We start from the raw sequence: 8,678 nt of genomic DNA, 5'->3' as shown, positions 1-8,678 counted from the left end.
GCACCCCCGTCACCCCGACGTTGTCCGTCGCGTTCGCCGACACCGTCACCGAAGAACCGGACACTGTCGCTCCGTTCACCGGGGCGCTCATCGTAACCGTCGGAGCCGTCGTGTCGCCCGAAGGAGGAAGCACTCCGCCCGCCGACCAGAACGTCCCCTGACTTGCGTTGTAGTAGCTGCCGCTGGGTGTATTCTCCAGTTTCACCGCTCGCACCATGTAAGTGGCCCCCGACGGTGCGCTGGCATCCAGAAAGGACGTGACGCTCAGCGGCGAACTGCTCAAACGAGTGAACGGCCCGGCGGCCGACAGCGCGCGATATACGTGATACCCCAGCGGTGAATCAGGTGAAGGCGTCCAGGCCAGCGTCACAGTCCCCGCCGCGGCGGTGCCACCCAACGAGCCCACAGGAGCGACCGTATGCAGACGCAGCGTCGGGTCGCCCATCAATGCGATATGAATGTAATTTGCGGCGCTGTTAATTTGATTCTGATAGAAGCCGTTGTTGTTCTGCGTAAGGCGCGCGCAATAACCGATGGTTTCTCCCAACCCCATCGGGTGGATGAACCAATGGGGACGCCCCGACCAGGCCGCTGCAAGACCGTAGTCTTTCGTTGCGAGAATGGAACGCAGGAAATCGTCCTCGTGATCCCAATCGCCATTCCAACTGCCGAAAAGCAGAGTAAAGACGGCACGCACGTTGTTGTTCACGATCTCCGGAGTGGTGGCGGCGTTGTAATTGCCCCCGTTGCCAAGACCGCTGATGGTCGAGTAACTGCCGGCGCCGCAACCGTAGGCGCACAGAAAATCATTGGTCGCGAGTGCCGGCACCCAGACGCCCTGTGTGTCATTGTAAATCGCGTTCAGGTTCGAGATGTTGTTCGGACCGAAGAAAGTCGAGAATCCGCGATACGCACTGGCCGAAAACGCTTCGCCGTTCCTCACCCCGAAATAATCCGCGACGACTCCGCGGCGCTGGGCATTTGTAATCCTGTGCCGGAAATTATGGTCTTTGTTCAGATATTGTCGCAGCAATTCCTGTTCGCTTGGGAACGTCGCGGGACCGCCCCACACGAGTCGTCCGGGCATATTCGCCAGGTCAACGCGGCCGACCTGCAATTCCACGGCAGAGGGGATCGCAGTCTGGTCGAACTTGCCGTCCCCCGGGACATTGGTCAGCCTTGCCGCGTCGGCGGGATCCGTATTGACGGTTTGGGTGTAGTTGACCGAGTTGTCGGTCCAGTTGCCGTCCATATCGCCGTAATAAACGTCCGCCGGCCAGGCGCCGACGTGGTCAGGATGCCCGTCAGGGTTCAGCTGGCCGGAATACGGGACTGGCACATGGCCAAACAAAAAAACAGACTTCACGTTCACGGGATCGGTGTTGTAATCCGCCTTGATTAAATTCTTTACACTGACGACCGAATCGCTGCGGCCGACGTCGTGGCGGAGCACGATCCAGCCGTCACCGGCAAGATCCTGTTGTAACCGGCTCAGTTCGGCGGAAAGATTCGCGGCATAGGTGCTGTCCACGATGAGCACGACCTTGCCGCGGTTTTCGACGAGCGGCACATTGATCCCCGACTCAATGTAGCCATAGCCGTTGTAGGTTCCGGCGTTTTTTACCACCGCGTATTCATAAGCCGTGCCGCCAGTCACCCCGGTGTCCGCATAGCTGGTCGTGCTGCCGGGTAGTGTCGTTCCCCCGCCCCAGGAAGTTGCGGCCGGTGCCTTGCGATAAACCGTGTAACTGCTGGGGGTGGCGGTCGTGTCCTGCGGCCAGGAGAGGGTGATCTGCGGTGGCGAGATTTGAACCGCCGCGCTGACCTGCACGGCATAATTCCAGGTAGGTTCGACGCCTCTTACAAAATGGGTGCTTAACCCTATTGCCAGAGCGCTCATTACGGCACTAAGTAACTTTGTCATAGTGCCGTCAGCTTAGAAAAATTGGGTTTTCTACATAATCGGTCCTGGTCTGATTATTCTGTCGGAATCAAGAAACTAGGGTTGTCGGCGTTTGACCTACACGCGCGTCGGTGCCGGACTACAAATCCTGAGAACGGAGGAAATATTATCGGTGTTCCGCCCTCGTCCCTTGTATCCGGAAGAGCTTGTGAAAAGGGCCCTCCCGATATGTTTCGGCGCCTGGCCCGTCACCGAATCGTCGGGCGATCGTCGCCCTTTTAAATGGCGTCCCTGTGGATTCGCGACATGCGTGACGGCATACGACCGCAGGTCTTTTTGAAATGCTGCACGGGAATATATCTGACCTGCGGTCACGCAGGACCGCGCGGGAGGCGAGCATGATGCACGCAGTAAAGGTGCCCGTTGTAGGCAGTTTGAGTATTCGCCGAACCAATCGGCGTTTTCGATTCAACATGGTGCAGGTGATAGCCCTTTTCGACCAATCCTTGCACCAGCTGTCGAACATCCACTCCTGAATGAACTTCAATGAACAGCCGGGGCTGGTAAGTTTCGAGAGTGTGGCTCATGCCCCGGAGCACTTCTAATTCGGCCGCTTCGACGTCAATTTTGACAAAGTCTGGCGGAGGTAACGAATTCAACGAAAGCAGATTGTCGAGCGAGTCAATTTCGATTTCGATGCAAGTGGCTTCTTTTTGCCGGAGCAGACTTTTTTGATAGCTCTCGTCGATGCTTCCACGCGCAGGTTCACCCGGCCAGAAGACCAATTTGCTTTTGCTTTTTCCGGACCCAAGACCGAACTGGAGGAGCCTAATGTTGTTCAGATGATTGAGCAGAACATTTTCCTTAATTCTCTGGCAGTTTGCCGGATTGGGTTCAAAGGTGAACACTCGACCGCGGGGCCCCACGGATTTTGCAAAAAACAGGGTAAAAACGCCTTCGTAGCCCCCCACGTCGTAAACGGTCTGGCCTTCCCAATCCAAGTCGAGCAGGAATCTTTCCTCCTGTGACAAGGCTCTAGGAATGAAACCAAGGCCGCCTTTCCGAACCAAACCCGCCGCGACGCCCTGCCTGATCGTGTAGGTCCATCCTCCTGAACGAAGGAATGGACGGAGGAATTTTGAACTTAGTGCGAGCGCTTTCATTGCGGTACTCGAGAGACGGTCGAAGTTGAAGTAAAGATGCGCCACTCACTCACTGCCCGCGGTCGGCCCCCACCTGCGAGCACCGACTCGACGCCGCCGATTGTTTTCGTCATCATCGAAGAATGATGCGCGCCGCAGACGCGGCGCTTCAATGGGGCGAATCTCTCCAACGACGCCGGGTCACACCCCAAGTTAACATGGGGCGTCCACCCCAGGTCAGTGACTCGCGCTGCCGTGAAGTGGGCTGACATTGTCAGCAACCTGTTTCAGCGACTGCCGCCCATGGGGCAAATGGAGGCGCAACTCCTTCCAAGACGGACAACATCGAACGCTTCGACTGCGACTAACGCGATTATAGCTGTGGCCGAATAGTGGAAGAACGGGCAATGGCTTCGAGTTTGAGGGCAACGTGGTTTCGCGTTGTACCGGAGATACCCTATCCGCCTCATTCGCCATGCACGAGTTCCGTGTGCAGCCAAGGCTCCGTTCTACACCGGGCCTCGTGAATCTGGCCATTTAATCCGTGAGTGACGCCAAAAACTGAAGCTTCGACGCGGGCGCGATCAACAACTTCATCCCGGCCACACCATTCTTCACCGTAAGACCAGGGAATGTCCAAGCGGATATCCACGTAGTAGCGAACTCCGCTGATGATTATGACTCGTTGAGGATGATCGCGCGTTGGCATGGTTCAACCCTTTGATTTCACAGAAGTCGAAAGTGCGGGTTTCTCCCCTTTGCGGCACGAGTTTGTCAATGATCCGATTAGCAGGAGCAAGAGCCCTCCCGAAGACCAGGACAGGGAATTTGTGGTCACATGACGAATATCGGCAATTTCAATTGTCGATTTCACTACGAGTACAAAACCTATACACAGAAACGCTACACTGCCTGTCCGCACGCACATGAGCCAAAAGCGAGACTTGGATTTGCTGCCGAGAAACATTGCGGGCCTACGCGGAAGCTTTATACATGCCGCAGTTGTCTCGAACGCGTAATACGAGGTTTTCTAAGCAAAACAGATTATTTAAGCGACAAATTCAGGCCTTTGCGCCACCGCGAATGGGGACAATCACCCACTACATTTACGCAACTGGGTAGGTGCGCCCGTCGCCGATCTTCAACCCTCCTGCCACATCCAGATGGGTCGGCGCAACATATAGATTTTGAAACGCACAGTAAACCGCTCCAATTGCTGCTCACTCACGCCTTCTTTTTGACTATTGATTAGCTGGAAGTTGCCCTTCGCCGGTTTTGTATCGCTCCTTTTTTGTCACGAAGCACTTTATCGCGCCGCATTTGAAAACATATGATAATCACTTTATTTACAACATGTTAAATCACAATCTGCTAAAAGCATCACTTTGAGCGCTATACCACAAACGTGGTATAGCGCTCATTTGTTTCCCTGCTACAGTTGTTTCCACAATTCACCTTCGAGAACGGAGAGCGACGGCGAATACTGGCGAGATTTTGGGAGGGGAACCAACTCTTCGTCGTCCTTGGGGCCAAGGACCCCAAGGACGACAGCTGAGGCTCAACCGCAACGATTGACGGTTGGGCGTTTTTTTCGTTAGCTCTCAAAGCGACACTCGCTTCATCCAATGCAGACCGGCATCCTCGCAACAAACGCGCGCTACACGGCGCTGGTGTGCGCTCTTCTGTTGCAATCATTCCCGCGAGTTCACGCCCACGACTGGCCGCAATTCCTCGGACCAGCACGCAACGGAGTTTACCCCGGATCTGATCTCGCTGCTTCGTGGCCAAAAGAAGGCCCATCGGTCATATGGAGAAAAAAGATCGGACAAGGTTTCAGCGGTCCGGTGACTTCGTCGGCCAAATTAATATTGTTCCACCGCCTGAATAACAGGGAGGTCGTTGAATGTCTTGACGCTGACACCGGGAAATCGCTCTGGTCTTTTGACTATCCCACCGCCTACCAGGATGACTTCGGATTTGACGAGGGACCGCGGGCTACCCCGACGATAGCCGACGGAAGAGTCTTCACGTTTGGGGCCGAAGGAATGTTGCACTGCTTCGAATTGCAGACTGGCAAAAAAATCTGGAGTGTCAACACGAAGGCTCAATTCGCGGCACCCAAAGGTTTTTTTGGCATGGCTTGCTCACCCTTGATTGAGGGTTCTTCCGTGTTGTTGAACATCGGCGGGATGAACGGTGCTGGAATAGTCGCATTCGACAAAAACACGGGGGCACAAATCTGGAAAGCGACGGACGACGAGGCCAGCTACTCGTCACCGGTTGCGGCCACGTTGAACGATCAACGTTACATCCTTTTTTTCACTCGACACAGACTGGTGGCTTTGGATCCCGAGACCGGCAAGGTTTCTTTTGATTTTCCCTGGCAACCGAGAATCCACGCCTCCGTCAGCGCGGCGACGCCCTTAATAATCGGAAACCTGGTCTTTCTGTCGGCCAGCTATGGCACGGGCGCGGTTCTGCTGCGAGTCAAAAACAACCGCGCTGAAAAAGTGTGGTCAGCCGAAGAGTCGCTTTCCAATCATTACGCAACCAGCGTTTATCACGATGGTTTTCTATACGGATTTGATGGACGCCAGGAACTCGGACCGAACCTGAGGTGTGTGGAACTGAAAACGGGAAACGTCCGATGGAGTCAGGACCGTTTTGGCGCCGGCACGGTCACATTGGCCGGTGACCACTTGCTGGTCTTGAAAGAAAACGGCGAACTCGTGCTTGCGCGCGCGTCACCCGGCGGCTTCAAACCGACTGCGCGCGCGCAAATCCTCCCCAACGGTGTTCGCGCATACCCGGCTCTGGCAGACGGTCGCCTTTTCGCTCGAAGCAAAGATGCGATGGTCTGCGTGGATCTGCGCGAGCCTAAAAAGGATTGAATCGAGTTGACGAACGTGGTTTCTTGACTGTCATTCATGCCCGAAAAAGCAAGCCCTCCCGCCCCAACCGCGGCGCGGTTGCTGTCGCTCGACGCGCTGCGCGGCTTTGACATGTTCTGGATCATTGGTGCCGACGGCCTGGTCGAGGCGTTGCGAAAAATCAGCGACGGCGGCATGATCAAATTGCTGGCCGATCAACTCGAACACAAGTCCTGGGAAGGGCTTCACTTTGAAGATTTGATTTTTCCGTTGTTCGTGTTCATGGCTGGAATATCCATTGTTTTTTCGCTTACCAGGGCCATTGAGGCACAAGGCCGTACGGCTGCGCTCAAACGCGTGTTCCGCCGCGCTGCGCTCATGTATCTTCTGGGCATTTTCTATTACGGCGGGTTTGCGACGCCCTTCGAGCGCATCCGTTTGCTGGGGGTGCTGCAACGCATCGCCCTGAGTTACCTCTTCGCCAGCATCCTGTATTGTTATCTCAAACCCAAGGCGCTTGTCGGCGCGTGCGCCGGCCTGTTGATTGGCTACTGGGCGCTCATGTCTTTTGTCCCGGTGCCAGAGATTGGTGCCGGTAATTTCACAGAAGGCAAGAACCTCGCCAACTACATAGACCAACAGTATCTCCCGCTGCGCAAATGGGACGGCGACCACGACCCCGAAGGATTATTGAGCACGCTCCCGGCAATTGCGACGTGCCTGCTCGGCGTCTTTGCAGGAATGCTGCTGAAGAACACCGGTGTTTCTGACCGTCGGAAAGTCGCTTGTCTGGTTGGCTACGGCGCCGCAGGGGTGGCTTTGGGGTGGCTCTGGAACTTCAATTTTCCGGTCATCAAGAAACTGTGGACTTCTTCCTACGTACTCGTGGCCGGTGGTTACAGCGCGCTGTTGCTGGCGTTATTCTACCAAATCATCGAGGTGTGGAAGTTTCAACGATGGGCAATTCCCTTCGTATGGATCGGCACCAATTCAATCACAATTTATATGGCACAAAACCTGATTGATTTCGGGAAAATTGCCTCTCGATTTGTTGGCGGCGACCTCGGCCATTGCTTTCATCAATACGATCAGCTGGTGGTTGCGGTCGTGAGCCTGACCCTTGTTCTCTGGTTCGTGCGTTTCCTGCACAAACGAAAAATATTCCTGCGTCTCTGAATGCAGCACCGCTGCACCCGCTGATCACCAAGTGAAAAGGTTCGTTTGCCTAATCGTCATTTCATTGACCGGTTTTTTTCCGACTTTTACTCATTCGGAGAGCGGCGACTGGCCGCAGTTTCGCGGCCCACACGGTAATGGAATCTCCGACGAAACAGGGCTGCTTGATCGCTGGCCTACCAACGGCCCTCCGATTGTCTGGGAGAAAAAGATAGGCACGGGTTACGGCGCGCCGTCGGTTCTCGCCGAGAGGCTTATCTTGCATCATCGAGTCGGCGATGAAGAAATCGTCCAGTGCCTCGACGCTGCGACCGGGAAACCGTTGTGGCATTATGATTATCCGAGTCGTTATATCGACCCTTACGGTTACAACAACGGCCCACGTTGCACACCGCTGCTCACCTCAAATCTCTGTTACACGTTCGGAGCGGAAGGCAAGCTGCTTTGCCTCGACATCCAAACCGGCGGGCTGGTTTGGCAGCGCGATACCAGCAGGGATTGGAACGTCCCGGAAGCATTCTTCGGGGTCGGCAGCACGCCGCTGCTGGAAGGTAATTTGCTGATCGCGATGGTCGGCGGCCAGCCGAACTCTGGCGTCGTGGCGTTTGACGCGAAGACGGGCAGAACGATCTGGGAAAATGTCGGACAGGAAAACTGGCAGGGCGTGACCATGACAGGTTGGCCGGGTGAGCCGAAAGTGCAGTGGAAAAACTGGGACAAACAGGCCAGTTATTCCACGCCCGTCGCAGCGACGATTCACGGCCGGCGCCAGGTTCTTTGTTTGATGCGCCAGGGTTTGGTCTCTCTGAATCCTTCGAACGGAATCGTCGATACCAGTTTTTGGTTTCGCTCGCGCGTGGAAGAATCGGTGAACGCGATGAGCCCGGTTGTCGTGGACGACACGGTTTTGATTTCCGCAGCGTACTACAAGATCGGTTCCGTCCTGTTGCGTCTAAATTCCGACAATCGACATTTCGACGAGGCCTGGCGGAGCGACGTCCTGGAGCTTCACTGGAACACGCCGGTTTATCACGGAGGTTGCCTCTACGCCTTCAGCGGCCGTAACGAGCCGGACGCGCGCTTTCGGTGTGTCGAGTTGAAAACCGGCAAACTCATGTGGGACCGGGACGAAAGCTGGCCAGCGCATAGCGGTCGCTATTTGCCGCAGCCTGGCGTTTACGGGCGCGGCTCCGCAATCATGGCCGAGGGCAAGTTGATTGTGCTGGGCGAAGGCGGGCTGCTCGGCATCTTCAGGCCGAACCCGCAAAAGCCCGAGGAGATTTCTCGTTGGCAGGTCCCGTCGCTGCATTTTCCCTGCTGGGCTGCGCCGGTGTTGTCCCGCAGGAAACTCTATCTCCGCAGCGAAGACAATCTGGTTTGTGTGAATCTCGCGAAGTGAGGCCGCCTGATTTCCCAGCTACCGGACTGAGCGACACGCGAAAGTCTCTAGAAGCGGTTTCACAAGCTGACAAATTGTAAGTACTTTTCCCTTGTACCTTTACGACGGATCTGTGAAAAACTGGGGATGGCAAAACCCATGTTATCCGACTCCCAGTGGGCCCGGCTGGAGCCGCTGCTGCCGCAGTA

General features: G+C 55.6%; 6 protein-coding genes. 3 read left to right on the top strand and 3 right to left on the bottom strand.

Annotated elements, in window-relative coordinates:
• From VN887_10205 to VN887_10195, 3 genes are all read right to left on the bottom strand, one after another.
• The coding region (locus VN887_10205) for an Ig-like domain-containing protein (protein ID HXT40384.1) at positions 1 to 1,900 on the bottom strand (1,900 nt) is incomplete at its 3' end.
• Positions 1,901 to 2,274: 374 nt separating this feature from the next.
• Positions 2,275 to 3,066 (bottom strand): FkbM family methyltransferase, encoded by a 792-nt coding sequence (locus VN887_10200; protein ID HXT40383.1) that lies wholly within the window; start codon positions 3,064 to 3,066, stop codon positions 2,275 to 2,277.
• A 445-nt stretch (positions 3,067 to 3,511) separates the two neighbouring features.
• Positions 3,512 to 3,754, bottom strand: coding sequence for a hypothetical protein (locus VN887_10195; GenBank protein ID HXT40382.1), 243 nt, complete (start codon positions 3,752 to 3,754; stop codon positions 3,512 to 3,514).
• Between the two features lie 916 nt (positions 3,755 to 4,670).
• Here VN887_10195 and VN887_10190 point away from each other — a divergent pair.
• The 3 genes from VN887_10190 to VN887_10180 are packed head-to-tail and all read left to right on the top strand — an operon-like array spanning position 4,671 to position 8,490.
• Positions 4,671 to 5,936 carry a PQQ-binding-like beta-propeller repeat protein gene (locus VN887_10190; GenBank protein HXT40381.1) on the top strand — a complete coding sequence of 422 codons (1,266 nt, stop codon included), beginning with the start codon at positions 4,671 to 4,673 and terminating at the stop codon, positions 5,934 to 5,936.
• A gap of 36 nt (positions 5,937 to 5,972) precedes the next feature.
• Positions 5,973 to 7,091, top strand: coding sequence for a heparan-alpha-glucosaminide N-acetyltransferase domain-containing protein (locus tag VN887_10185; protein ID HXT40380.1), 1,119 nt, complete (start codon positions 5,973 to 5,975; stop codon positions 7,089 to 7,091).
• A gap of 31 nt (positions 7,092 to 7,122) precedes the next feature.
• Positions 7,123 to 8,490, top strand: a complete 1,368-nt coding sequence (locus VN887_10180) for a PQQ-binding-like beta-propeller repeat protein (GenBank protein HXT40379.1) — start codon at positions 7,123 to 7,125, stop codon at positions 8,488 to 8,490.
• Positions 8,491 to 8,678: the final 188 nt, after the last annotated feature.

The organism is Candidatus Angelobacter sp., from assembly GCA_035607015.1.
GTDB lineage: Bacteria > Verrucomicrobiota > Verrucomicrobiia > Limisphaerales > AV2 > AV2.
Note: the sequence above shows the minus strand (reverse complement) of the source record. Positions and strands in the feature narration are given on the sequence as shown.

Bases quoted from the DNA above. Each gene is read 5' to 3' on its own strand.
- VN887_10200 (HXT40383.1), bottom strand. From the start codon at position 3,066: ATGAAAGCGCTCGCACTAAGTTCAAAATTCCTCCGTCCATTCCTTCGT.
- VN887_10195 (HXT40382.1), bottom strand. From the start codon at position 3,754: ATGCCAACGCGCGATCATCCTCAACGAGTCATAATCATCAGCGGAGTT.
- VN887_10190 (HXT40381.1), top strand. From the start codon at position 4,671: ATGCAGACCGGCATCCTCGCAACAAACGCGCGCTACACGGCGCTGGTG.
- VN887_10185 (HXT40380.1), top strand. From the start codon at position 5,973: ATGCCCGAAAAAGCAAGCCCTCCCGCCCCAACCGCGGCGCGGTTGCTG.